This is a genomic window from Shimazuella alba (genome assembly GCF_009831235.1).
GTDB lineage: Bacteria > Bacillota > Bacilli > Thermoactinomycetales > Thermoactinomycetaceae > Shimazuella > Shimazuella alba.
In genome coordinates this window covers 139,746-163,014 of record NZ_WUUL01000001.1, presented here as the reverse complement: position 1 = coordinate 163,014, position 23,269 = coordinate 139,746, and the positions used below count along the sequence as shown (strand labels likewise).

The following is a 23,269-nucleotide window of genomic DNA, read 5'->3' as shown; positions in this document are numbered from 1 at the left end:
TGTTACTGAGCAGTATAACCACCATCTAATAAAGTAGTACCTGTGATAAAAGAAGCTTCCTCACTAACTAGAAACAATACAGATGCAGCAACTTCTTCGGCTTTCCCTAATCTCCCCATAGGGTGAAGACTGACAAGGTGCTGCTTCACCTGCTCATCTAGTTCGGATAACAAAGGTGTATCAATATAGCCAGGACAAATCGCGTTGACTCGAATTCCATCTTTCGCATAATCAATTCCTAAAGTCTGAGTCAAAAGTTTCACCCCGCCTTTCGCTGCCGCATAACTTGTAACACTGCCTTTCCAACATGACTATGAATCGATCCGCAGTTTACAATCGTACCTTTTGTTTCCTGTTGTAGCATTTGTTCGATAGCATATTTGTCCGTAAAGTATACACCTGTTAGATTAATATCGATCGTCCTGCTCCATTTATCCGAACTCAGCTCATGAATAGGACCATCATTCGCTATCCCTGCGTTAGCAAATACGATATCTACTTGTCCATATTTCTCAACTGTCTTTGCAATCATATTTTTAACGTCTTCTTCACTTGTTACATCTGTTTTGATGAACAATGCTTCTATTCCATTTGATATGAGTTCTTTTTCCAGTTCTGCACCTTTATCAGAAAAGTCAGCAATGACTACTCTGGCTTTTTTTCTGCAAATTTTCGAATGGTTGCTTCTCCGATCCCACTTGCTCCACCAGTTACAATCACTACTTTTCCTTCAATTTTCATCCTCTCAAACACCTCATTTTTCAACTAGTATCATCTCCTACTATGACCCGTAGGAAGCAACCTTATGCGACAAACAAAAAAGAGAGCTGAGAATAATCCCAGCTCCCCGTAGACATTTATGCAAATTCACTAATCAAACGGTCAAATTGCTCTTCTGTAAGATTGATATCTTGTTTTACAAGCGGTTCTTCTTTGTAACCTTTAATTAGTTCTTCATAGGAAGGTCTTTCTGTATTTTGATAAATAATACCAGTAACAAGTCCACTATGTTCCATTAAGGTTTGCATTGCTTGACCACGATTAGATGGATCATAGCCTTCTATTTCATCTAAGCTAGTTAGATTTTGTTTAAACCAATCATATGTGTTGATTTTGTTGTAAGTAACACATGGGCTGTATACATTGATTAAGGAAAAACCTTTGTGTTTAATCCCCGCTTCAATAATTGCTGTCATACCTTTTAAGTCACTGGAAACAGTCTGAGCTACAAAACCCGCACCTACAGTCAGTGCCATCTCCATTGGAGAGATAGCAGCTTCAATAGAGCCATTTGGTGTACTTTTGGTCTTAAAACCCATCTCCGAACGTGGAGAAGTTTGACCTTTAGTAAGTCCGTAGATCTGATTATCCATAACAATGTAAGTAATATCAACATTACGGCGGATTGCGTGTACAGTATGCCCCATACCGATTGCAAAACCATCGCCATCTCCACCAGATGCAACCACAGTTAAATCACGATTGGCAAGCTTTAAACCTTGTGCAATCGGAAGAGAACGACCATGCACACCATGGAAACCATAGGAATTCACATAGCCTGCTATACGACCTGAACAACCGATACCGGAGACAATAGCAACTTCTTCAGGTTCTTTTCCCAAGTTTGCAAACGCACGTTGCATCGAGGCTAGAACCGTGAAGTCACCACAACCAGGACACCAGTTAGGTTTCACTTTGTTGCGGAATTCTTTAAACGTTGCCATGAACCAACAGCTCCTTACACTCTTTGTAAATTTCCATAGGCAAAAATGGGTTACCGTCGTATTTTCCAACGTGAACCAATTTTTCAGCCATACCTACGTTCATTTTAATGAGCGAGGTTAATTGTCCGGTTGCATTGTTTTCTACGACAATCACTTTTTTCGCTTTTTCCATCTGTTCTTTCAAAAGATTGGTCGGAAAAGGCATTAATTGACGTACATGAGCATGGTTCACCTTTAATCCATCTGCTTCTAAGCGACTCATTGCCTCTTGGATTGTCCCATAAGTAGAGTTAACCCCAACAATCAGGATATCTGCATCTTCATGGCGAGTATCAGCATGAATTGGATTTGGGAAAGAAAGATTATTTAGTTTAGATAAACGCTTATCCATCATCTTTTTCCGGTTAACTGCACCCTCAAATGGACGACCTGTTTCATTGTGTTCTACGCCAGTTACATGATGAAGTCCATGCTTTTTCCCTGGAAGAACACGGCGAGATATGCCGTCTTCACTAAATCCATAACGCGGGAACAACTCTGAGTTTTCTAACTCAGGTAACTCTTCTTCATCTGTGACTAGCTTACCACGTCGAATCTCAATTTTGCTGTAATCCAATGGCTCTACGGTTTGTTTCCCAAGTGACAATGCCAAGTCTGTTACAATGATAACCGGGCATTGGTATTCTTCTGCCAAGTTAAATGCTTCGATGGTATCATAGAAACATTCTTCTACGGAGCTAGGTGCGATTACAATTTTAGGAATCTCGCCGTGTGTACTATAAAGCATAGCAAGAATATCACTTTGTTCTTGTTTTGTTGGAAGACCTGTACTTGGACCACCGCGTTGTGTATCAATAATTACACAAGGTTGTTCCGTCATACCAGCAAGACCAATTGCTTCTGTCATAAGGGAAAGACCAGGACCAGCGGATGCAGTCAAGGTGCGAACCCCACCATAGTTTGCTCCGATCGTCATGGTAATAGCTGCAATTTCATCTTCTGTCTGAACTACTGTTCCACCGAATTCAGGCAAACGACGAATCAAGTATTCCATGATTTCAGATGATGGTGTGATCGGATAAGCTGCCATAAGGCGTGCTCCACCTGCAACTGCTCCAAAAGCGATAGCATCATTACCAATCATATATAAACGTTTCTTTCCATCTGAAGGTGCTAAAGTGAAATCTTGAATGGAAAGATTGGAGATTTCTGTTTTAACAAACTCAATACCTCTTGTGATTGCATCCATATTCTTATCAATCACTTGCTGCCCTTTTTTCGCAAATCGATCTGTTAAAACTTCACGGAATGATTCAACGGAAATACCTAGTAGCGCTACAGATGCACCAACAGCTACCATGTTTTTCATTTGAGCCATACCAACTTCTTCAGCAATCTTTGTTAGTGGCACTGCGATCAAATGTGCCTTGATGCCTTCTGGAACAGTAGGATTAAATTTTGCGTCAGCTAAAATAACACCACCGTCAATTAGTTCATAAGCGTTTAAATCGATTGTTTCTTGGTCAAATGCTACGAGTATGTCTAAATCGTCTGAAATAGAACTGGTCGGTGCAGTGCTAATACGGATCTTCGTATTGGAGTGGCCTCCTTTAATACGGGAAGAAAAATGACGATACCCAAAAAGAAAGTAGCCTTGGCGATTGAGTACTGTAGCTAGTGTTTCCCCAGCACTATCAATCCCCTCTCCCTGCTGTCCGCCTACTTTCCAGGAAAGCTGGTTAATCATGAACTCATCTCCTTTAATACTTCACGCCAAACAATCATCTGGTGAGCTTGACCAGATGCTTACAAAAAAACCTATTCATTTTTATTATAGTAAAGTACAAAACTATCTATTGCCTTTTCTAATTCTATTCCTGTGTGATAGAAATTGCAATAAGCAATCTTATCTTAGTGAATTTTTATAAAAATGATAGGCATTCTCGTATGTCCATTTATGGACGATTTTTTCTGGATAGTGATACCTTAATAGTTCGTAGAAATTTGAAATATCAAAAGCATTACTCAATCCTTCCAATTTATTCTCCATCCCATCAAAATCAGAGCCAAAAGCAATATGATCTTCTCCACCCAAATATTGGATGTGATTTAAATGATGAAGTAAATGCTCCATACGAGCCTCTTGGTATGGTTGAAAAACAAATTGTGGTACATAGGTAACACCTATTAGCCCATTTAAAGATATGATTGCTTGTATTTGCTCATCTGTTAAATTGCGTGGATGCATACAGTGTTTTTTACAATTAGAATGAGATGCTATGACTTTTACTTGAGGGATACTTACAACATCCCAAAATCCTTGTTCAGAAAGATGCGAAACATCTATAATCATGCCAAGTCTAATCATCTCTTTTACACATTTTCTACCAAATTCCGTAAGTCCACCGTTTCTCTTTTCTTTACATCCATCAGCTAATGCATTTACTCCATTCCATGTTAAACCAACCTGTCTTACACCCAATCGATAAAACGTCCGTAACAATGATATATCTTTCCCTATTGCCTCTCCTCCTTCTAGTGTGAGTATCGATAGTAAATGTCCATCCAAAACGGCATCAAGTTCCATATGGCGTCGAACAAGCGGAACATAGGGTTCTACTTGTTGGTAAAACAAATCTATCTGTTTTAATGCAACGTCTAATTTTGCCGTTTGGGGAATGTTATCTGGTACAAAGATAGCAAAATTTTGAAGCAGCACATTGTTCTGTTTTAGAGCACGATAAGAAACATCCAAAGGCGAATCAGTTATCAGAAACAAATTCACATTCTGATATTTATTAGAAAAAAAATGATTATTTCTTTCTCGTTTCCATAGTTGATAAAGAACATCACAGTGACTATCTATCCAGTACAAGCAATCACCCCCCAAAAATAAAGAAAAAACCTGCTATATTACATAACAGGTTTTGACGTATTATCGAGGTTCCACAATTAATTTAATCGCCGTGCGTTCTTCACCATCGATGACAATGTCGGTAAAGGCAGGGATGCAGATGAGATCAATTCCACTTGGTGCAACAAATCCTCGTGCGATTGCAACCGCTTTAACAGCTTGGTTTAGTGCACCTGCGCCGATCGCTTGCATTTCGGCTTGACCTCTCTCACGCAAAACACCTGCAAGTGCACCTGCGACGGAATTGGGATTCGATTTTGCTGAAACTTTTAATACTTCCATGAATGTACCTCCTCGATGGTTGGAGTAAGTCCACTCCTATCATATTCGACTAAAGTGTAAAAATTCCTTCTTAAAAAAGTAGACAGGAATGAAATATCCGAAAGAAAAGTCTTTCAATTTAACCAAGGAGTATCATTATCAATTCGAATACGTTTCATCTTTTTTGCTCTTCTTGTGGCTGGATCAAAATCCATTAAAACACCTTGTAAAACGAAGCCTTCTTTGGATACTTCAAACCGAACTGGAAGCTGGGTAACAAATCTTCGAATTACTGCTTCTACCTCCATTCCAATTACACTGTTATAAGGTCCAACCATTCCTATATCAGTTAAATAACCTGTACCTTTTGGTAAGATTCTCTCATCTGCTGTCTGTACATGTGTATGCGTTCCAATGACTGCTGATACCCTTCCGTCTAAATACCACGCTAAAGCCTGCTTTTCCGAAGTTGTTTCCGCATGCATATCAACGAGAATAAATGGGTTTCCTGAAAGTCGTTTTAGTATTCCATCTACCGTTCGGAACGGACAATCCAGTGCAATAGAAGAATATGTCCTCCCCATCAGATTAATGATGACAAATTTCCCTTTTGAAGTAGATAGAGTGGTGTAACCTTTTCCCGGGGTACCTTCAGGGTAGTTAGCTGGACGAATCAATCTATCTTCATTATCAATAAAATCGAAAATTTCCGATTGTCCCCATGTGTGATTGCCCATCGTCACACAATCGACTCCTAATTCGCGAAACTCGCGATAAATATCTTGTGTTATTCCTCTGCCATTTGTTGCTGCATTTTCTCCGTTTACTACAATAAGATCTGGAAGATAAGTTTGTTTTAGTTCAGAGAGATAGGTTTTGAGTGTTTGCTGACCGATTTGACCTACTATATCTCCTATCATAAGCATTCGCATTGTCTTTGTTTTCCTTCTTTCTAGCACTTATCAAGTTAAAAAAATAAAGCGGCTCATAGGCCACTTTATTTTGCATATTCTACTGATCGAGTTTCTCGAATAACAGTTACTTTAATATGTCCCGGGTAATCTAGTTGATTTTCAATTTGTTTGGTTATTTCTCTTGCCAATCTAGTAGCTTCTGCATCATCCACTTCTTCTGGACGAACAATGATCCGACATTCTCGACCAGCTTGAATAGCATAAGATTTCTCTACACCTTCAAATGATTCACAAATGGCTTCTAGTTTTTCCAAGCGGCGAATATAGGCTTCTAATGTCTCCCGTCTAGCGCCTGGTCTTGCAGCAGATAATGCATCAGCAGCCCGTACCAGTACTGCGATAACACTTTCAGCTTCCACATCACCATGATGTGATGCAATGCTATTGATCACAACAGGATGCTCATGGAATTTTTTCGCTAACTCTACACCAATTTCCACATGAGAACCTTCGATTTCATGATCAATTGCTTTCCCGACATCGTGGAGTAAGCCTGCTCGTTTGGCTAAATGAATATCCTCGCCCAATTCAGCAGCGAGTAACCCACTGAGATATGAGACTTCCATGGAGTGTTTCAATACGTTTTGTCCATAGCTTGTACGGAATTTTAGTCGTCCAACAATTTTAATCAAATCAGGATGCAGACCATGTACTCCTGTTTCAAAGGTAGCTTGTTCACCGTACTCACGAATTCTCTCATCAACATCACGGCGAGCCTTCTCTACCATTTCTTCAATTCTTGCTGGATGAATTCGACCATCCGCTACCAATTTTTCCAATGCTACTCGAGCAACTTCTCTTCGAATCGGATCAAAACCAGACAAAATAACAGCTTCTGGAGTATCATCAATGATGAGATCTATACCTGTAAGTGTCTCCAATGTGCGTATGTTTCGACCCTCTCGTCCAATAATGCGACCTTTCATCTCATCATTTGGTAAGGTAACCACGGACACCGTGGTCTCTGCAACATGATCAGCAGCACAGCGTTGAATCGCTAGCGACAAAATATTACGAGCTTTTTTATCGCCTTCTTCTATCGCTTGTTGCTCCATCTCTTTGATTAGCTGTGCAGTCTCATGACGCATTTCATCCTCTACTCGCTTCATAATTATCTGACGAGCTTCTTCAGTAGCTAGGCCGGAAATACGTTCCATTTCTTTCACTTGTGCTATTTTTAAATCTTCTATTTCTTGGAGATGAATCGTAATGGTATTTTCACGATCATTTAGTTCATTTTCACGTTTCTCCAGATTTTGTTGTCTCACATCGAATGTCTCTTCTTTTTGAACGATTCTCCGTTCCATCCGAGAGAGTTCGTTTCGCTGTTCACGTATTTCCTGTTCTGCTTCGCTCCGCAATTGGTACACTTCATCTCGAGATTCAAGGATTTTTTCCTTTTTCATCGCCTCTGAATCTTGTTTTGCTTTCTCTAAAATCAACTCAGCTTGTTTTTCAGCACTACCAATACGAGATTCAGCTATACTTTTCCGCAGCCAATATCCAGCAAATCCCATGATTAGCGAGGCGAACAGCAGCAGGATATGTCCTGTGTCTAGCACTTGTAGTGTTCACCTCCCCTATTCTTTTGTAGCAACCTCCATCATCGATGGAGGTTCTTACTATCAGAAATAATTCCCACGATCTCTTTGGAAATACGCTTTTCTTTAGTAAGTTCCATATACACTTCATGCACATGGTAAAAATTGATTCCTATTTCCTGCAATAACAACAGTTAAATTTTTCCTATCTTTGAAATCACTTGCTGTTTTACCATCGTTATTGAACATCACAAGTACTTTCTTCCCCACAAATGGGTTTAAAAACAAGACCGAAGTCATCGGTCTACCTGTTTTACCTTGTTGTTCATTTAGCAAAAACGCATCAAGTTGGGTTGTATCTTGAATAAGGATAAAAGAAAAAGATACAAATCAATTGTATTCGTTATGAAATCCCATTGTCAAGGCGACGACTAAGATGAACCTCTGATTTTCCATCTTTTAGACGAACAAAAAAAGCTTGGTCAGCAGACTCCGTTAAGTGTGCATTATGTGTCACAAATAAGATCTGTCTTTCAAAGGTTTCATGTACAGATTGTAGAAATTGTGTCATTGGTAATATATAGTCTTCACTCACGTGTTTACCTGGTTCGTCAAGTAAAATAGGTCCTTCTAAACGAGGACGCACTGTCTCTAAAAAAGCAATCCGGAGCGCGAGCGAAATGATATCTACAACCCCTCCACCTCTGGCATCTTGAGGTTTTGTGCGGATGATTTCTCCATTCCACTCTGTTACTACATAAAACTCTGCTGTCGGATTTTTTTCTGCTGGTGATAAATCTATCTCAAAACGAAATGAAGAACCGAATACATACTGAAGCGCGTTTGTTACTAACGTTTCCAGTTGAGCCTTCGCCTGTTTACGTGCGTATTCCCCAGACTTTTGAAACAACAGGCGTACTTTATCAAATAACTCTTGTTGCTGTTGCATTTCATTTGCTTTGTGTTGCAGTTCTTTCAAATCTTCGATCAGTAAATCTCTTGTTGTTCGACGCCTCGTCCATTCATCTCTTGCTTGTTTTAATTTTTGATCCATGCGTTCAAAGCGCTCAATGGTCTCCATCTACTAATAACTCCTTGGGAAGTAATTGTTCTACTTCTTGCAACCCATCTTTTACTTCTTGTTCCAATCTGCTAATTTCCTCTGTTAACTGTTCTGGTTTGACTCCAAGTTGCTCCAACTCCATTAATATATCTCTTTCCTGTTTTTCCAGATTTTCCAATTTTAATTCCGCTCTTCTACGTAAATCTTTTGCTTCTTCAATTTTTGTTTTCATTTGCTTAATCTTCTCTTCCAGCTGCTGCATACTTGCTTCCTCCTTCTAACTCTTGCACTAAGTTTTGAATGAAATGATCATTAATCTCGGAACCACAAATGGGACATTCGCCATGCTCTGTTAATAAATCGCCATATTCAACTATTAACTGATGCATATTCTCATTTACTTCTGCTAACCACTGATACCCTTTCGCAATACGCTCACGTTTATCAGTTAACTCTAGCAGATATTTTTTTAAACGGGTAAGAAGCTGTAATCGTGATTCTACTTCTGGCAAATACTGCTCCATAATGGAAAGTAATCTCTGAGTGTTTGCTAGAAATTGTTCTGTCTTTTTCTTTCCAACTGCTGTATCTAGCCATTCTTGGTGTTTTATCGTTAACAATTCCAATCTCTTTTTTGACTGTTCCAACTGGAAAATGGCTTGCATTCCTCTATCTAAAAACTTAGTTTGATCTATGGTATGTTGATAGATTGCTTGTTCCTGTTGATTATTCCTATAGTTCATCTGTAATTGCTTGTATTTATAAATCTTTTGAAGCTTACCATGTGCCATCGCATGAAGTTCTTCTGCTTGCCCTATTTTCGCTGTTCTATCATAAACCGCTTGTTGTTCCTCTTTCTCTTTGGTATGAATTTGATACCGTGTAGATAATAGCCTGTACTGGCGGAGATACAACAGTTTATTTTCAAGCGAAGTACATTCTAGTTCTGCTTCTTTTAGATTTGGAAATTGTTCTAGAATCGCAAATTGTTGTTGTTGTTCTTGAACATTCATTATGTATTTATGATCAAGTTGTCTTAATTGAATCAGTAAAGCTTGTTTTTCTTTTATTTCAGTCGCTTTTTTCTCTGATTTTATTAAGGAAATTTCTAATTCATCTAAATTCTCGTAGGGCAATAGCTTTTGTTCGACATTTTGCATTTGTTGTTGAAGATACTTATTTTTTGAAGTCAATTGCGTCCGATCACTGTTTAATTTCTTCAAGGCTCTATCAATTAAATGCGCACCACTGACTAAGCCAATTGTTTTCGCTTTCATGCCACTTGAATCAGATAGTAAAAAAGGTCCTTCTAACTGGTGTCCTACCTGTAAATAAATATCCTTTTGCTCCAGCTGCAATGGCTTGAATTGATGTGCATTTGCGATTTCCAAAGGGACTTCTGAACCAAACCCTTCAAAAACAAGAGCTTCTTCCCCCACTTTTTCCAATTGATAACGATTGATAGAATGGTGATTGCGAATCCGTTTAATGATGGTACCGTCATTCAAATGAAGTTCTACTTCGCAAACGTTTGCACCAACTCGTATGTAATCCGTTCCACGCGGTGAGTTAAAAAGCACCCAGCGCAATGCGCGAAGAATGGCACTCTTTCCACTGTCTGACGGTCCTACAAAAACATTTAGTCCTGGGTGAAAATCAAACTCTGTATGTACATGAGATTGGAAGTTTTTAATAATCAATTTTTTAAAATGTATCATGATTCCTTCTCACCTTCCATCTCTTGCGCGTCGCCAATTCGTTTTAGAGCCTCTTCTTTCACAGAGGGTTCTAACAGATCTATTTTCGCTATCTCTTCTATTATTTCATCTACTTGAATACCTTGGTATATTCCAGCAGCACTCACTTCTTGGGCAAACTGTGCCCATTTCTCTTGCCGATAAAGGGACTCTTCTTGGATTGATCGATCAAAAACATCCTCCCCACGGGCAGCACTTGTCAGTTTTTGAAACTGAATACGGATTTCTGTGGACAAATCTATCAAGACTACTTGTGGAATCCGTTTTATTTCTGCTTGTTGATTTGATAGTCTCGCTATGGACCCTGGGTTAATAATATATTTGCTGTCTTTGTGTTGTATAGGGAATCCCCCATGATAGTGACCAGTAAGCAAAATGTCAGCATCACTTTGCATTTCTAGAAGAGAAGAAACCATCGTATGTGGAACACCTTCGGGCAAAGCTTTTTCTACTAACATTCCATGAACCATATGTATACAATAATCTGCCTTTGTCTGGTTAGTAACAGCATAGTCCTCAGCGATATCTCGTTTATCCAAATCGTAATGGAAGGGTTGTCCAGTTAGTTGGAGCTTTATCCTTCCATCATTCAATTCTATCAAATCATGTTGCTTGATCAATGTTAATACCCCAAATGCTTCTAATAACCCTAACATTGTTCGATCTACTGTTGCTGGGTTATGCCCGTAGATATCATGATTGCCCGCAATCGCATATACAGGAGATGGAAACTTTCGAAACAACTGTGCAAACTCCCGAACAACTGCTGGTGATAGATTGGGTCGATCAAAAACATCCCCACCATGGAGTACATAGTCAACCTTATTTTCTATTGCTATCTGTATAATCTCATTTAATTTTCGCTTCATGGAGTCAAAGAAATCATCTGTACGACCACGTGGAGATGTACCGCGAATATGCGTGTCTGTAAAGTAAAGCAGCCGCATTATGAATCCTCCTGATCTCGTTTGTTTCGTATTTGTTGCAGAGCTTGTCGAACCAGATGAGATGGAAAACCACGACGCAATAAATAAGCACCTAATCGTCGCTCCACTGTTTGCCAATCTTCTTGGTATATACGAGAATAGCGCCGCTCGGCGACCTCCGTCACCAACTGGCGCTCCTCTTCGATGTGCTCCTCTTCAATAGCCTCATCAATATATACCGATGAGACTCCCTTGCGTATTAATTCTTGTTTCAGTCTATGAATTCCAAGTTTTTTACCAGTTTGTCTTTCTTTGATCCAGTTTATCGCATACTGACGATCATCTAAATAGCCTTGCTTTTTCATAGACTCAAGAACAGATCGAATCAATGATGCTTCAAATCCTTTTTGCAACAAATGCTGTTCTGCCTCTTTTACCGTCCTTGGACGATAACTTACATATCGAAAAAAGGCTTGGGCCACATAATGTCGCTCCTGAGCCTCTATAATCTCAGATAGATCAGCAGGTTCAATCTCCATACCTTTATGTAAACCATACTTTACTAAAACATCCTCATGGACAGAGAGCACTGACTCTCCATCCACTTGGATTTCATAACGCTTATGTTTTTGCCCTACAATAGCTGAAATTATCACTTGAGATCAAGTAGCGGGGTTTCTTCTTCCGCCTTCTCCTTTGCTTTTCGTCCTCTTTTAGGCTTCTCGCTATCTGATTCAACAGTAGCAGCTGTCTCAGCTTGTGTCACTTTGGAAAGTGGAAGTTCATAATGTGTACGAATTTGATTCTCGATTTTCACAAAGGTCTCTAAGTTTTCTTTTAGGAACTGCTTTGCATTTTCACGACCTTGTCCCATCCGATCCCCGTTATAGGAGTACCATGCCCCGCTTTTATTCACAACTTCTAACTCTGTTGCAATATCTAAAGCACTGCCCTCTCTGGAAATACCTTCTCCAAACATGATGTCTACTTCAGCAACTTTAAACGGAGGAGCAACCTTGTTTTTTACCACTTTGATCTTGGTACGATTTCCAACTACATCCGTCCCTTGTTTGATAGCTTCTGCACGACGAACCTCTAGACGAACACTAGAATAGAACTTCAAAGCACGTCCCCCTGGTGTGGTTTCAGGGTTACCAAACATGATACCTACTTTTTCACGAATTTGGTTGATAAAGATCGCGATCGTCTTCGATTTGTTAATTGCACCAGACAGTTTTCTTAAAGCTTGGGACATCAAACGAGCTTGGAGACCTACGTGTGAATCTCCCATCTCTCCTTCAATCTCTGCTTTGGGAACCAATGCCGCAACTGAGTCAATCACGATAATATCGATTGCACCACTACGAACCAATGCTTCGGAAATTTCCAACGCTTGTTCTCCAGTGTCTGGCTGGGATAAAAGAAGATCGGAGATATCTACTCCTAGTTTTTGAGCATAAACTGGATCAAGTGCATGCTCCGCATCAATAAATGCAGCTTGACCACCATTTCTTTGAATCTCCGCTATCGCATGCAATGCGACGGTCGTTTTACCAGATGATTCTGGCCCATATACTTCGATGATCCGTCCACGGGGATATCCTCCCACTCCAAGAGCAATATCAAGAGCAAGAGCACCACTGGAAATCGTCTCTACGTGATGGGATGTCTCTTCCCCCATCTTCATGATGGAACCTTTTCCAAATTGCTTTTCGATTTGCCGCAAAGCCATTTCCAGTGCTTGTTTACGATCTGACATATGTATAAACTCTCCCTCTTTGTATAAAGTTAGAATGATTTCACTATTCTTACTTATTTTTGGTTTGTCTAGACGTTCTAGTGAGATGTAAGAAGTTTTTCATCACTTTCATCTTCTCTATCATAACGTGTTTTTTGGAGGATAACAAGCCTTTTACGAACATTTATTCTATAAAAATGAAAAGCAATAGAAGTGGTTCAAATGTGGTAATCTAAGTTTATAGGAGGGTAGCATATGGATAAAGAACAATTGCGAGGCCAAATAATGGAACAATTAGAAGAAGTCAACGACCCAGAACTCCATATTGATATCGTCAATCTGGGATTGGTTTATGATATCGACATCAGTGATAACAACAACGTTAAGATCACCATGACCTTAACAGCAATGGGTTGTCCACTCGCTGGCATGATAAATGGATTAGTAGAAGATGCGGTACGAAAAGTGGATGGCATCAATGAGATTGAAGTAGATATTGTATGGGATCCACCATGGAGCAAAGACCGCATGTCTCGATATGCGAAGATCGCACTTGGGATTTCCGATTAAAAACAGACACCCTAGCACATATTTTTTTGTGCTAGGGTGTTATATTAGTGTAATTTATCAGCATTTGAAGTAGGTGGTAATTCTCTCTAAAGACAATTACCACCTACTAAATTCCTATTCGCTAACTATTTTCTTGAGGGAGCCAGCAAGAAAGTCGATTGACCACCAACTCATAATGCTTCATCTCTTGTACCAAGGACTTAAACCTATTTGGTGTATGCTCGAGAATTTTAGAGTAAAGATCCTTCATCCAATCCAAACGATCGCGAATCGTCCCCAAAGATACCTGATTATGCACCTTGGGAGGATTCTGGCTCAGCAGCTCTTCCGCCATGGAAACAAAAGCATCCACAGCACTTGTGATACTCGTTAGCGCTTCGTGAAAACTCTTCTGAGTAATCTTTTTCTTCTTCTCGTAGGCTTCCATGGCAAAAATAATTGGCCTTTGATGATTGAGAATAAGAAGAAGCACCTGATCCAAGACATCCTCCAAAATAGTTACGGAACGGGATAGCTTCATTATAAATAATATTCGGTCTTATGTTAAGTTCATCGTTTTTCCATTGATCCAAAACAACCCTACAGATATATATCTGTAGGGTTTTGTTTAACTATCATAATATACACGTTATACGTCAGCAGAGAGTCTTCTGAAGAATCTTTTGATACCACTGTGCAGGTTTTCTGAAAATCTCCTGATAGCGATAGAAGTATAGTTGTCAAAAAATAATAAAACACATCTAGTAATATAGATGTGTTAAATGATGCTTATCCTCTTGCATTTACTTCCGGTCTACGATTTCGATTGAAGTTATTATCTCGTGAATCTCTTGTAGTAGGTCTTGGTGAGTTGGTTCTTGGTCTTGCTGGTTCCATATTCACACGCATTCCATTGATTCGGGATTGTTGCAATGCTTCATATACAAATGGTGCAATCTCTTCTTGTACTTCCACAAATGAAAAGCGATCATAAATATTGATGCGACCAACTTGACGCAAACCAATACCGGCATGATCTGCGATCGCTTTTGCTAGTTCTTGTGGACGAAGGTTGCTGTTGCGACCCACATTGATGAAGAAACGAACCATGCCAGGAGATGCACCTGTTTCTCCGAAATTATATGTTGCATCACTAGCTTTGTTAAATCTTTCAAAAAATGTAAGGTAAAGAGATGCTGCTGCCACTTTCTCTGGAGAAAACTTATCTGCTAACTGTTCAATCATATCTTCAAACAATGACAGATCAGCTTCAGAGCGAATTGCTTCTTCAATTTGAGAAATCCAGCTTTGTTGCTGTTTTGCTGCCACTTCTTCTAATGTAGGAAGCTCACGAGATACTAGCTTTGCACCAGTTTCTTGTTCGATCAAACGAAGTTGTTTCATTTCCCGAGGTGTGATCAGTGTAAGGGCGATACCTGCACGTCCTGCGCGTCCTGTACGGCCAATACGGTGAACATAGCTCTCTACGTCTTGAGGAATATCATAGTTGATTACGTGTGTAACACTACCGACATCAATACCACGTGCGGCAACATCTGTAGCAACCAGTAGTTCAATCTCACCTTGGCGGAATTGCCCCATTACACGATCACGCTGTTGCTGCTGGAGATCACCGTGCAAACCTCCTGCCAGATAGCCACGAACTTGGAGCGCCTCTGTTAAATCATCCACGCCTTTTTTCGTACGACAAAATACAATCGCCAATTCGATTTCTTCACTATCCAAAATTCTACACAAGGCTTCTACCTTCATATTCTCCAATACACGATAGTAAACTTGTTGAATCATAGGAACCGTAACTTCACCTCTGTTAATGGTGATATATTTAGGTTTTCTCATATACTTCTGGGACAACTGACGAATTGCCGGAGGCATAGTAGCTGAGAATAACAGCAATTGACGCTGACTAGGTAAAAATCGCAAAACGGTTTCAATATCATCAATAAAACCCATATCTAGCATTTCATCCGCTTCATCAAGTACGATTACTTCCACACCATCTGTTTTTAAGGTCCCACGACGAAGATGGTCTAAAAGACGTCCTGGTGTACCTATTACCACATGTACTCCTTGTTGAAGGGCTTTAATTTGCCTAATAATGGATTGACCACCATAGATAGGTAGTGTTTTCACTCTTTTCGGGCGTCCGAGCCGACGTAACTCCTCTGAAACTTGGATAGCAAGTTCGCGAGTAGGAGTTAAAATAATACTTTGCACGCGGTTATCTGTTGGATCAATTCGTTCCAATACGGGTATACCAAAAGCTGCTGTCTTACCAGTACCAGTCTGTGCTTGACCAATTACATCTTCACCACGAATAACAGCAGGAATACACTCTGCTTGAATAGGGGATGGTTCCTCGTAACCAATATCTTGAATCCCCTTCATAATATCACTACTTAGATCAAAATCTTCAAAACGTTTCATATCGTAGTTTCACCTTTCTTTAGTCGCTCAAATAGGATGAACAATGCATGTTTAGCTGCAGATCGTTGAATTCGTTCTCTGTTTCCATTTAAAGATAACTCATAGACTGAAGTAGGCACTCCTTCTTGAGCCAAACCAATATAAACAAGCCCTACAGGTTTTCCTTCTGAAGGAGCTGGTCCAGCAACACCTGTTACACTTATTGCAAAATCGGTTTGAAATTGTTCCCTCGTATGTTCAGCTAATTGTTTAGCAGTTTCACCACTTACTGCACCATGCGTTTTCAAAATTTCATCAGAAACACCAACGATGTGTCCTTTACTTATATTCGTATAAGACACAAACCCGCCTTTTACCTCACCACTGGCTCCAGGTACAGTGGTCAATAGATGAACAACCAGCCCACCTGTACAACTTTCTGCTGTGGAAACACATTTTTTCTTCGCATGTAAAAGCTGCATGACTACTTCTTCTAAGGATTGATCCTGCTCACTATAACAATAATCTCCAACCCTCGAGAGTATTTCCAAACGGATAGGTTCAATTAATTCTTTTGCTTTTATCACTGTCTGCGCATGTGCCGTTAGACGTAATGTAACACCAATTTCCAAAGCGTATGTTGCAATAATAGGATTTTCATTTTTTGTAATGAGATCTTTGAGTTTCTCTTCTAATGCAGATTCACCAATACCGAAAAATGACATCGGATGTGAGTAAATAACTTCTTCTGACGGTACTAAGCTCTGCAAAAAAGGTAGGATTTGCAAATCAAACATTGGTCTTAATTCACCGGGAGGACCAGGCAGTAGAATATACGTAACTCCATCTTTTGTTACGGATAAACCTGGAGCAGTACCTTTTTCATTGGGGAAAACAGTTCCAGAGGGAAAAACCAATGCTTGTTTGTAATTATTCGCAGGAATAGGAGATTTGCGGTTAACAAAAAATTCTTCTAACCTCTGACGCCACAACACGTCTTCCATTAGTGTTTCTCCCAATACTTCAGCCAATGCTTCTTTTGTTAAGTCATCCAGTGTTGGACCTAAACCACCACAAAGAAAAACAAGTTGGGATCGATGATGCGCAATTTTGATCACTTCTGCAAGGCGGTCCATTTTATCGCCTACCGAAGTGTGATAAGCAACCTCAATCCCGATTGGGACACATGCACGAGAAATGTATTGTGAATGAGTATTTAGTGTAAATCCAAGCATGAGTTCAGATCCAACAGTAATTACTTCCGCTTGCATGAAGAAACTCCTTATCCGTTTTTTGTAAGGGAGACGATCTTCCAATTCTTATAAAAATAGTCAAATCCTGATAAGATGGTGATAATGACAGCTAACCATGTAGCGATGATGGAAAAGGGGAAAGAAACAGTAGAAAACGGGAAATTATTCAACATAAGTGATATAATCGCCACGATCTGTACAATGGTTTTAATCTTTCCAAGTGTACTTGCTGCAATGACATGCCCCTCTGCAACTGCGATCAGCCGAAGACCAGTAACCGCAAATTCACGGCTGATAATTACAATAGCAATCCACGCCGGGAGCCGCTGCATGTCTACAAGTGAGATAAGTGCAGCGGTTATTAGTAGCTTATCAGCAAGCGGATCTAAAAACTTTCCCAGATTCGTGATAGTTTTGCTTTTTCTCGCTATGTAGCCATCTAATCCATCTGTAACTGCAGCAATAACAAACACAAAAGTAGCAATCAGCTCACTGACCCGAAGTGAAACCACACCAAGTCGCACAATCCCAAAATCAAAGCGAATCAGTAAAAATATCATCACTACAGGCACAAGAAAAATACGTACTAATGTTATTTTATTGGCCAAATTCACCAACAACTACCTCCCTGATCTACTTCGCTTGGCTGGGAAGGGAGATGAAGAAAAGCCGTTATCCCGATGCCATGGGTTTATTGTACGAACATAACACGCACATGTTTATTTATGGAACTTTCTCAGTCTTCACCACTATTATCCACTATTTCCAATCAAAATTAAATAACAAAAAAGCCAGAAAGCAAATCCTTTCGTAAGTATAAACTACAGCAGAGAGTGATGTCAAAAACACAGTACGCCAATTATTAATTTGATGCAATTTTAAACTCATAAGTTGTTGTGCTTTTTTGCGCTACTGAATCAATTACAACATCGTTTACTTTTAATAATGCATTACTAGGGTTATCGAGTTGAATAGCTATCCATTTCTTTCCCTGCAAATCAAAAGATTGGCTCTTTGTTAGTTCTTTGTTCGCGATAATTTTCCCTTCACTTCCATTTTCTTTTACTTGAATAGTTATATCACCTAAAGCTTGAATTTGAAGATGAATCGTATCTGCTTGGGAGATGTACCATGTTTCGTTTGATGGAGATGAAGCAGAAGTTTTTTGTAAAGTAAAAACTGGTCTATCTTTATTCATCATAGGATTAGGTGTTGTGTTTGAAACAGATTGATCGGATGGTTTTGTTGCATTCGTGTCTCCATTTGACACGAAAAACCATATGATGAAACTTAAAATCAAACAAACTGAAGAACCTATGAGATAGTATCGATAAGTATAGAAAAATCCTTTCTGTTTTGTGGTAGATTTCGATACGCGTTTGCCCCTACTCCTCGGTGCAAAAGTTATTTCTTTGGATCTATGTATTTGATGGAATGTTTGAATAATTGGCTCTGCATCAGTCTCTAAAAAATCCGCATACTGGACAATGTATTTTTCGATTATTTGTTCATCAAGCCGTAAGGAAGAAAAATTATTTTCTTCTATAGCTTTTAGATAAGGAACTGGAATGGACAAGTGATCTGAAATATCATTTAAATCGAGAAAAGACATTTCCCTTATTTCCTTGAGCTGATTCAATAGTCTCTCCCCTATCTACATATAAAAAAGAACAGCCCGAAAAAAGGGCTATTGCTTTTATTTTTTAACGATGTGTATCACTCTAGTTGATGCAACTGGAATGCCATTAACTGTAACCTTCACATTATCAGGAGAACCGAGCACAATATAAAGATCAGACCCATCTTTAAATATATGATCATACTCCATTGCAGAATCTTTACTTGTTAATGTAACATCCTTTAAATATTTCTTAGAATCACTCCCTGGAGCTTCCGTGCGAAGTTGAATCCACGATGTTCCAGATGGATTTAGAACAACTTTTGCATTTTCCGTACCAGACAAGTGATAGAGACCAGAAGATTGTTTCACTAGATCTCCTTGATTAGTAGAAGTATTTTCTGTTTCTTGTGAAGATGGTCCTGCAGGTTGTTGTTTCTGTTCTGATTGGGTTTCAGTAGAAACCGTATTTTTATCTTGTACTTGCTCAGTACTATCTTCATCTGACATCAAATACCAAGTGACCCCACCGAGTAGTAACACCGCAACAACACTTGCGATTATTACTCTGCTGCTAAAAAAGCCATCTGACTTCTTCATAGGTCGGTTCCTTACGGAACTTCTACGAAGAGATGGTACACCCGACGAATCTTGTGATACTGTTTTGGTTTCTTTAAATCCACCAGTATTTCTGGAAAAACGAGACTCTCTAGAGCGCAGCATATTATCTTTAAATTCTTCTTCTTTATCAATTACCAGCTCTTCTTCCAGATCAGGTTGTACTTTTGCAAACTTATTGGAGACAGTTGGTAATGTGGAAGAATTACGAAAACGAGCTGCCCTAGATAGTTGATTATTTTCTTGCTGGGTTTGGTTCTTTTTTGTATCTTCCATAGATGGTTTTGTTAAATGATTTACCATCTGTTCTGGTTGAGTTTGTTTTTTTAATGCTTGTGTACGTGATAGTGTATGTGACTCTGTGTTCTTACTGAGCCTAGAAGGCACAAATTGAGCAGATTCACTTATGGTAGTTTGAGGTGCAGTAATTTGTTTTTTGATTTTTGACGTCTTATTTTGTTGGGTTGATGTGATGGGATGTTCTGTTGCTATATTATTTTCTCTACTAGCCGTCTTTGCAATGGAATTTTCATTTGTAGTAAATCTTTTTTCTTTTTCAGTAGTCGAACCGCCTCGAGTAGTAAGTGCCTGAGATGGTAAGAGAGAAGGAAACTTTCGTTCCGTTTTTGGCTTATTGGAAGAAGATAGAACCTGTGGTCTAGCGGTTTTTTCCAATTCTTCTCTTCTTTGCATCATTGGCAGCTTACCTGTATTAGAAACAGGCTTTGCAATTGTTAAAGCTGTTTTAGCAGTAGTCCGATTTAAAGCAGAAACAGAAGGTTTTGTATTTTGTGATGTAGTTGGTATTGCGCCCGTAAATCCAAATTTGTGCATACCTGTCTGACTCAATTTATTGAGCTGTTCTGTCAATTGCGAAGCATCAAATTTGCCAGTTTGATAGCGCTCTGATTGCTCCTTTTTGCGATACTCACGCAAGATGTAATGTGGTTCTACCTTTACACAGTTTGCATAAGAACGCAGATAGGTACGAACATAAAATGGACTTGGTAATTTATCAAAATCTCCCTTTTCAATTGCTTCTAAAAACGATTTTTGTATTCTCGTTTTTTCTTGTACTTCGTCGAGGGACAGTCCTACCGACTCTCGGGCTTGTCGAAGAAAATTACCGATTTCGACAGACACCCCAGCCACCTCCTGAAAGGTTGTACCTATGAACATATATACTCGCGTACAACCGACATGAAATTGTCATAAATTTTATCTGAGCATAACATTAGTTTCTGAGACTGTCAAAGGTTTAACCTTGTCAGATATTTCTGCAACCTCTGATGTAGTTGAACGGAGATAGATTATAACCCCTGAAGCAACTAGTAGCAACAGAAAACCAACAATAAGCATTCCGTTATAAAACTTGGCAAATCCTGAGTCTTTTTTCTTCTTGCTAGTCTTTTTTTTCTTCGTCTGGTTTTTAACAGCTGAACGTGACATGGTAACCATCTTTTCCGAAGAACGTCCTAAATCCTGCTTTTGACTTCTAGAAAGAGTGGCAGTAGATCCTGAGTTTTGATGTTCCAATTGTCTTTGAACCCTTGTAGTTCTTGATAATGTCTCTGTACTTGCTTGTTTTTTTTCTTGATAAATTTTATTGATTTGTCTCGGATCTAGATTTACGTAAATGGAGTAAGTACGAAGATATGATCGAACATACACAGGACCAGGCAAAGCATCGAAATCTCCACGTTCCATTGCCATTAAATATTCTAAATCTATCTTTGTCGTTTCAGACAATTCCTCAATGGAAATACCTAACTGTTCACGTGCTGACCGCAAATGGTATCCCAAATCTTCCAAAATTCTATCCTCCCTCTACTGAAAAAGCATGTAAACCATACCCATAATGAGGATAATCGCTACAATCAACCAGAGAGAAGAAACTTTCTTTTTTTGCGCTGGTGACCGCTTAGGTAATTCTACTGCTTCTGTCTTTGGTTTTGGCGCGGGCGAATGCTCTGTTTTTTGTGAGATATCAAATAACTGCATAACAGAAGTTACATTGAGATTCAGATATTTTGCATATGTTTTCATAAATACGCGTGCATAAAAAGGGCTAGGAAGCAAATCATACTCTTCTGATTCTAATGCTTGCAAATATTTTATCTCAATGTTCGTGAGGTCTGCCATATCTTCAAGCGTATAACTCTTTTTTTCACGCGCTTGTTTCAAATACTTACCCACGCCAGCCAAGTGCATTATCCCCCTTAAAAATCCTGTTCCAGTTCATCAAGTGAAATGGTTTCTGAAGCATCTTGTTTTAATTCAATGATGTAATCAAAATCATCCAATGAGTACTCTGTTTGTTGAACAAAAACATCTGGATGCTCAATTACTTTGGTTGCGTTTAAGCTCATTATTTCCCTTAGAAGCATCTGATGTTCTTCATCGCCTCTTCTCGTTGACATAACTCCATCGATGATGAAAACCCTTTCCTCTGAGAATTCATCTCTTGTCAACTGATTTCGCATCGTCTGTTTTAATAAAGTGGAAGAAAGAAATATCCATCTTTTGTTTGCACAAACACTGGAGGCGACAATTGATTCGGTCTTTCCAATTCGAGGCATTCCTCGAATTCCAATTAATTGATGACCTTTTCTTTGAAATAGCTCTGCCATAAAATCAACCAAAATACCTAATTCTTCTCTAGTGAAGAAATAAGTACGCATATCTTCAGACGAACGCTCTAAGTATCTACCGTGTCGGATCGCGATCCGATCAACCAACTTAGGCGGTCGAAGTGCAGTTAGTGTAATGTCTTCCACTTGTAACAATATATGACGAAGTGATTCAATCTTATCATGGTTACTTGTTTCCAATAATAAACCACGTCGACGATTTTCGACACCATTGATCGTAATAATATTGATAGCAAGCATCCCTAAAATAGAGGCAACATCACCTAATAAACCTGGTCTATTTTTATGTATTTGGTACTCCATGTACCATTCTTGACTTGCCATGATACCACCTCTCAAAGGAATGACAGGCTTCATGAGCTATACCGATAAGTATAGCACATGTTCTCATCTCTCGGAAGAGAATCGCTCTATAAAACTCTAGTATAAACGAATAAAAACAAACAACGAATAACGAAATTCCCCGTCTTTTCGTAAGTTCAACCATTTATGATAATATTGTGTAAGCTTATTTTCTTACATTTACACACGAATGAAAACGTCTGGTATTCTAATGAAGAGTACCAGACGTTTTACTTACTTATGATCGACTAATTTCACCATTAATTCGGCCATAACTCGTTGTTGATTTTCATCAGCAACATCCCATAATTCTTTCAACAAACGTTCTTGTTCATTTTTTGGATCAACGTCTTGAGCTAAATAATCACCTATTTCATAGGCTAGATCATTAATGGTTACTTTGTCCATCCCTAAGCTAGAAGCTTGATCAACACGATCCTGTAAAAACTTTTTCCATTCATCAAAGTTTTGTAGTACAGACATCACAGTTTCCCTCCTATTGTGAGTAACATTCTAAAGATAATATCACCACACAAGGGAGAAATTATTCGTCTATATAACTGAGATACTTGATTTATATTTATACGATCTAGATTTCGGCGCTGGAGTGCTATCGTCATCCAAATAATATTGGGACAACAGCACTCCAAACATCACAACTGAGAGGATCAGGGAAGCCACGTGAGGAAGTCGCTGAGAGTTCGCTTCCAGCCGGCGATCGCATTGCGCTCGATACTGTCGAACTTCCGTTCAAACCTCTTGAACCGAGCACTGCTCGGATACTCAGCAAAGCGACGACAATTCCCCAGAAGTGTCCTTTCGAGAGCGTTCATACCCTCCCACTGAGGACCATCCGGGGTATTCTTCCATCAATCCCTGAGCGAGTTCCGTGTATGCACGAAGGCTTGCGATC

Annotated in this window: 23 protein-coding genes and 1 pseudogene; 1 reads left to right on the top strand and 23 read right to left on the bottom strand. The window is 39.3% G+C overall.

What is annotated here, in order from left to right; translation table 11 throughout:
• Positions 1-2: 2 nt before the first annotated feature.
• The 13 genes and pseudogenes from GSM42_RS00780 to recA form a co-directional block, all read right to left on the bottom strand.
• A pseudogene (locus tag GSM42_RS00780) lies at positions 3-741 on the bottom strand (SDR family NAD(P)-dependent oxidoreductase).
• A 116-nt stretch (positions 742-857) separates the two neighbouring features.
• The gene (locus GSM42_RS00775; RefSeq protein ID WP_160799345.1) at positions 858-1,724 is read right to left on the bottom strand and encodes a 2-oxoacid:ferredoxin oxidoreductase subunit beta; all 867 of its coding nucleotides are present in this window, start codon (positions 1,722-1,724) and stop codon (positions 858-860) included.
• Entirely contained in the window at positions 1,711-3,471 is a 1,761-nt protein-coding gene (locus GSM42_RS00770) for a 2-oxoacid:acceptor oxidoreductase subunit alpha (protein ID WP_160799344.1), read from the bottom strand. The genes GSM42_RS00775 and GSM42_RS00770 overlap by 14 nt, the downstream gene beginning before the upstream one ends.
• Before the next feature lie 159 nt (positions 3,472-3,630).
• Positions 3,631-4,599: a dipeptidase gene (locus GSM42_RS00765; RefSeq protein WP_160799343.1), complete on the bottom strand. Its 969-nt coding sequence runs from the start codon at positions 4,597-4,599 to the stop codon at positions 3,631-3,633.
• A 60-nt stretch (positions 4,600-4,659) separates the two neighbouring features.
• Positions 4,660-4,920, bottom strand: a complete 261-nt coding sequence (locus GSM42_RS00760; protein WP_022737614.1) for a stage V sporulation protein S — start codon at positions 4,918-4,920, stop codon at positions 4,660-4,662.
• Positions 4,921-5,033: 113 nt separating this feature from the next.
• On the bottom strand, positions 5,034-5,831 hold the full coding sequence (locus GSM42_RS00755; protein WP_160799342.1) for a TIGR00282 family metallophosphoesterase: 798 nt from the start codon (positions 5,829-5,831) through the stop codon (positions 5,034-5,036).
• Between the two features lie 65 nt (positions 5,832-5,896).
• Positions 5,897-7,390, bottom strand: a complete 1,494-nt coding sequence (gene rny / locus GSM42_RS00750; RefSeq protein WP_160799668.1) for a ribonuclease Y — start codon at positions 7,388-7,390, stop codon at positions 5,897-5,899.
• 427 nt (positions 7,391-7,817) lie between these two features.
• The gene (locus GSM42_RS00745) at positions 7,818-8,495 is read right to left on the bottom strand and encodes a DNA repair protein RecN (RefSeq protein WP_160799341.1); all 678 of its coding nucleotides are present in this window, start codon (positions 8,493-8,495) and stop codon (positions 7,818-7,820) included.
• On the bottom strand, positions 8,482-8,739 hold the full coding sequence (locus GSM42_RS00740) for a hypothetical protein (RefSeq protein WP_160799340.1): 258 nt from the start codon (positions 8,737-8,739) through the stop codon (positions 8,482-8,484). Before GSM42_RS00740 ends, GSM42_RS00745 begins: the two co-directional genes overlap by 14 nt.
• Entirely contained in the window at positions 8,714-10,195 is a 1,482-nt protein-coding gene (locus GSM42_RS00735) for an AAA family ATPase (RefSeq protein WP_160799339.1), read from the bottom strand. The genes GSM42_RS00740 and GSM42_RS00735 overlap by 26 nt, the downstream gene beginning before the upstream one ends.
• Positions 10,192-11,181, bottom strand: coding sequence for a metallophosphoesterase family protein (locus GSM42_RS00730; protein WP_160799338.1), 990 nt, complete (start codon positions 11,179-11,181; stop codon positions 10,192-10,194). Before GSM42_RS00730 ends, GSM42_RS00735 begins: the two co-directional genes overlap by 4 nt.
• Positions 11,181-11,816: a RecX family transcriptional regulator gene (locus GSM42_RS20445; protein WP_160799337.1), complete on the bottom strand. Its 636-nt coding sequence runs from the start codon at positions 11,814-11,816 to the stop codon at positions 11,181-11,183. The genes GSM42_RS00730 and GSM42_RS20445 overlap by 1 nt, the downstream gene beginning before the upstream one ends.
• The gene (recA, locus tag GSM42_RS00720; protein ID WP_160799336.1) at positions 11,813-12,919 is read right to left on the bottom strand and encodes a recombinase RecA; all 1,107 of its coding nucleotides are present in this window, start codon (positions 12,917-12,919) and stop codon (positions 11,813-11,815) included. The genes GSM42_RS20445 and recA overlap by 4 nt, the downstream gene beginning before the upstream one ends.
• Before the next feature lie 234 nt (positions 12,920-13,153).
• Here recA and GSM42_RS00715 point away from each other — a divergent pair, with 234 nt between their 5' ends.
• Complete coding sequence (locus tag GSM42_RS00715; protein WP_160799335.1) at positions 13,154-13,468, top strand: metal-sulfur cluster assembly factor; 315 nt, start codon at positions 13,154-13,156, stop codon at positions 13,466-13,468.
• A 121-nt stretch (positions 13,469-13,589) separates the two neighbouring features.
• On the opposite strand, the gene GSM42_RS00710 is transcribed toward GSM42_RS00715, so the two are convergent.
• From GSM42_RS00710 to GSM42_RS00665, 10 genes are all read right to left on the bottom strand, one after another.
• Positions 13,590-13,949: a hypothetical protein gene (locus GSM42_RS00710; RefSeq protein ID WP_160799334.1), complete on the bottom strand. Its 360-nt coding sequence runs from the start codon at positions 13,947-13,949 to the stop codon at positions 13,590-13,592.
• Positions 13,950-14,236: 287 nt separating this feature from the next.
• Positions 14,237-15,895: a DEAD/DEAH box helicase gene (locus GSM42_RS00705; RefSeq protein ID WP_160799333.1), complete on the bottom strand. Its 1,659-nt coding sequence runs from the start codon at positions 15,893-15,895 to the stop codon at positions 14,237-14,239.
• A complete protein-coding gene (locus tag GSM42_RS00700) occupies positions 15,892-17,145 on the bottom strand; it encodes a competence/damage-inducible protein A (RefSeq protein WP_160799332.1) in 1,254 nt (417 codons plus the stop codon). The genes GSM42_RS00705 and GSM42_RS00700 overlap by 4 nt, the downstream gene beginning before the upstream one ends.
• Positions 17,146-17,156: 11 nt before the next feature.
• The gene (gene pgsA, locus GSM42_RS00695; RefSeq protein WP_160799331.1) at positions 17,157-17,741 is read right to left on the bottom strand and encodes a CDP-diacylglycerol--glycerol-3-phosphate 3-phosphatidyltransferase; all 585 of its coding nucleotides are present in this window, start codon (positions 17,739-17,741) and stop codon (positions 17,157-17,159) included.
• Positions 17,742-17,989: 248 nt separating this feature from the next.
• Positions 17,990-18,766 carry a helix-turn-helix domain-containing protein gene (locus GSM42_RS00690; RefSeq protein ID WP_160799330.1) on the bottom strand — a complete coding sequence of 259 codons (777 nt, stop codon included), beginning with the start codon at positions 18,764-18,766 and terminating at the stop codon, positions 17,990-17,992.
• A 57-nt stretch (positions 18,767-18,823) separates the two neighbouring features.
• Entirely contained in the window at positions 18,824-20,506 is a 1,683-nt protein-coding gene (locus GSM42_RS00685; protein WP_160799329.1) for a helix-turn-helix domain-containing protein, read from the bottom strand.
• Positions 20,507-20,581: 75 nt separating this feature from the next.
• Complete coding sequence (locus tag GSM42_RS00680; protein WP_160799328.1) at positions 20,582-21,175, bottom strand: helix-turn-helix domain-containing protein; 594 nt, start codon at positions 21,173-21,175, stop codon at positions 20,582-20,584.
• Between the two features lie 15 nt (positions 21,176-21,190).
• A complete protein-coding gene (locus tag GSM42_RS00675; protein ID WP_338055208.1) occupies positions 21,191-21,559 on the bottom strand; it encodes a helix-turn-helix domain-containing protein in 369 nt (122 codons plus the stop codon).
• 23 nt (positions 21,560-21,582) lie between these two features.
• Positions 21,583-22,338, bottom strand: a complete 756-nt coding sequence (locus GSM42_RS00670; RefSeq protein ID WP_160799326.1) for a DUF3388 domain-containing protein — start codon at positions 22,336-22,338, stop codon at positions 21,583-21,585.
• A gap of 252 nt (positions 22,339-22,590) precedes the next feature.
• A complete protein-coding gene (locus tag GSM42_RS00665) occupies positions 22,591-22,839 on the bottom strand; it encodes a DUF3243 domain-containing protein (protein ID WP_160799325.1) in 249 nt (82 codons plus the stop codon).
• Between the last annotated feature and the right edge of the window lie 430 nt (positions 22,840-23,269).